The sequence below is a fragment of the Pelagibacterium luteolum genome (assembly GCF_900100665.1).
GTDB lineage: Bacteria > Pseudomonadota > Alphaproteobacteria > Rhizobiales > Devosiaceae > Pelagibacterium > Pelagibacterium luteolum.
Window position 1 is genome coordinate 1 of sequence record NZ_FNCS01000042.1, and the last position, 2974, is coordinate 2974.

Genomic DNA, 2974 nt, shown 5'->3' on the forward strand with positions numbered 1-2974 from the left:
TGCTTGCGTTTCGACATCTCTGATCTCCATCGTCGAAGACCAGCAGACAACAATTTGTAGCTTACGTCAGTGCCCTATTTTCGGGGAGTAGCTCAAACATACTCGCGCATGCACAGGCTCTCAAACGCAACTGTGGCGTAAGGCCGCTCATGAACGAGCCTTCGCGTTTCAACTGTTCCCCCAACCGCTTTCAGTGCGTCGCCGGTTTCAACGGAGTTTGCTTCGCGCACCTTCGTGCGCAAAAAGCTACCAATGGCTTCGATGTTGTTTTTGACGCGATGTCAGCTCCCGGATTCCTGCTGAGGAACTTTTGCTACGAGGGGACTTTGTGCATCAATCAATGACCGGCTTAAGGAACATCGCATAAGTGGGCAGGAACTGTATGTCTTCCTGGCTGAAATCGCGTCCTTCGAGACTATCGACTGCAGCAGCCCCTATACGATTGCACCCTGCAGTGGAACGTTTATGGTTGCAACCGCCCCTGTGCCCCGCATGAACTTTGGACGCTCTTATTTTGGGTTGGTGGCAACGTTAGTCGTAGTAATCGGCCGGCGCTGTTTAATGGCGTGGCCCTCGGCGGTCTTGTTTCCGAAGTGGAAGTGATGCTCCCGACGATCTCTGGTTCCCAACCGACGCCAGTCTTAGCGAGGACCTCGTCACCTTCTGGCGTGCTATCGAGGATTTTACATAATCAGTGCCAGGCGCTCGTCCCACCAGGTGGGTGGCTTGGCTAAGAACTTCCAGCAGGTCATCGTTCCGAAGAGTAGCCCAAAATCGACTAGCGCCTGTTGGCGCTCAACATACTGTTTTTGATTTGCCCCTTGCGATACGGCGTGTCCGGTTGACCCGATTTCGCTTGTCATCAGCCTCAAAGCCCTGGAAAACTACGTCACTTGACCCTTTGTCGCGCAAGGCGCGGCTGCCATATCATGAGGCGGCATGTCTGATATCGATATCGTCATTAGATTGGCGCTGGCAGTCAGTGGAGGGATGCTCCTTGGGTTGGATAGAGAATTGCGGGGTATTTCCGCGGGCATACGCACCCATGGACTAGTTGGGCTGAGTTCCGCCGCCATCACTATATCTGCTCTGTTGCTCTATGTTGTTCTGTCGTCTGACGGCAGTAGCAACAACATAGACCCGTTGCGCGTGGTCCAAGGTCTCGCGCAGGCCATCGGCTTTATTGCAGCAGGGGCAATCTTCTTTGCGCGAGGAGACGTGCACAACCTCACTTCGGCAGCCAATTTATGGCTCGCAGCGGCGCTAGGCATTGCCGCTGGAGCCGGGCAGTTTGTGTTATTTGGAGCATCGCTTATCTTCGGCCTCCTGTTGATCACCGTTGTTCGCCTGGTGGAACGGTTTATCCCCAATGGCAAAGGCGACCCTCAGGGGGAGAAGGCAGAGGAGAATGTCCAGTCTTCCGATGATGGCGTAGGTCGGAGGGCAAGGGAACTGCCCGGACAGCAAGAGTAGTCGCCCTTTGAGCATATGGATGTGGGAGAGGATTATGCCGCTCCTGGCCCAGCAAGGCGTCTATTTGGTCGTTCGAGGGTGGTAGCTTGAACCTATCCCAGCTGCTGAGTGCGTTTCTGCTCATCTGCGATTGCGCAATCTGACTAAGCTGGCGGGCAAATGAGCTCATAGGTGCCTCAAACTGGCTGTTATGATGGCTAAAGTTTTAACAGCGATGTTTGTTCAATGTTGATTCAGATATGGCTTAGATGGGGTGAACGCGGCGGTAACCGATCCAAGCGAAGGTTCATTTTCGATGCTGGATTCGCTACGTTCCGCCACGGTGATGGGCTAACCTACTCCTCCGCTACTCCCTTTCTACGCATCCTTTTTGGCTTAGTACGCGAAAAGGCGGAGAGGTGTCCGAGCGGTCTTCAATATCGACATTCCAGGATGTCGCAGAGTTCCAGTTCCTGTTCAGCTCGCCACATGATCCATTGGCCAACCGCATCAGCGTTTGAGAGACTTCTCCCCATCGTGCACTGAATTGTTTACCCGCTGCTCCTCTTCCATCTGCGAGTGTCGCCGATCTTTGGGTGCTTGTGGCGTGTTAGGGACTTCAGCCCGACCTATTTCCTCAGTTGAGGAATGGGGGTCGTTACGGGGTGGGCTGGGTGTGTCGTCGGGCTTAGGTGTATACGGTTTCATTTACATGCTCCTTTCAAAGATGAACGCGAAAGAGAAAGCCCGTTCCGGCCCAGGAACCCATTGTAGCCGAGCGGTGACTTGCGGTTTTGACCGACAGTGACGTCCAGCTCTACTGATCGACCTTCAGCGGGTGTGGCTTCGGCTTGATGAACGTGTCTGGATTTGTCACTGTTTCTCCTGTTTGACGGCGTACCTAGCGCCGGTCGAACAAGGAACGCGCCAGGGGGCGCAAATCCTAAGCCCTCAACGCTCGGAACTAGATCGCAACTCTGCTTTGCGGCTGTCAAACAGCATCCAATATTGGCTCTGGCGCTCACTTGGTGCACGGCGCTCACGGAGCGCCTACCAGCCTGGCTTCCAACAAGTCGATTTTTCCGCGACCGTACATCTGACGCTTGACGAGCTTGAGCTTGGTGATCTGGCCTTCAGTTTGTCCGTTCGACCAAGTTGAAGTAACTGCAGCCTCGACCGCGGCTCTGTCGCGTTGAACCCCCTTCGCGAATGAGGCCATCAGCCCCTGCGAAGACCGCTCGAGCCAATCGGCCAGGCCGCCAGAATTTCGGGTCCGGATCATAGCGTGGAACGCCTCCAGCTGACTGCGGGCTGCAACCAGGTGGGGCACATTGGCTTCAATCGCGGCGACAATGACCGTTTCTGACTTCGTCAGTCGGTCTCGCCCCGTGGTCATAAACCTGGCAATCGTTCGCGCCGAGGGAATGCGTCGCAGGGCGGCGTCGGTCTGCTCAGCCCGCCGCCGGCGCGTTGCCCACTCTCCCACCACCCGGAGCGAACCTTTGAACCCCCTTCTGCGCAG

2 protein-coding genes and 1 pseudogene are annotated in these 2974 nt (G+C 55.6%); 1 reads left to right on the plus strand and 2 read right to left on the minus strand.

Annotated elements, in window-relative coordinates; all coding sequences use genetic code 11:
- Window positions 1–92 precede the first annotated feature (92 nt).
- Window positions 93–269 (minus strand): annotated as a pseudogene (locus tag BLR31_RS22370) (hypothetical protein); the annotation flags it as partial.
- A 670-nt stretch (window positions 270–939) separates the two neighbouring features.
- On the opposite strand from BLR31_RS22370, the gene BLR31_RS21210 reads away from it, so the two are divergent.
- Window positions 940–1473, plus strand: coding sequence for an MgtC/SapB family protein (locus BLR31_RS21210; RefSeq protein WP_090600526.1), 534 nt, complete (start codon window positions 940–942; stop codon window positions 1471–1473).
- A gap of 1018 nt (window positions 1474–2491) precedes the next feature.
- On the opposite strand, the gene BLR31_RS21215 is transcribed toward BLR31_RS21210, so the two are convergent.
- Window positions 2492–2974: transposase (locus tag BLR31_RS21215; protein ID WP_176762806.1), on the minus strand; the 483-nt coding region annotated here is incomplete at its 5' end.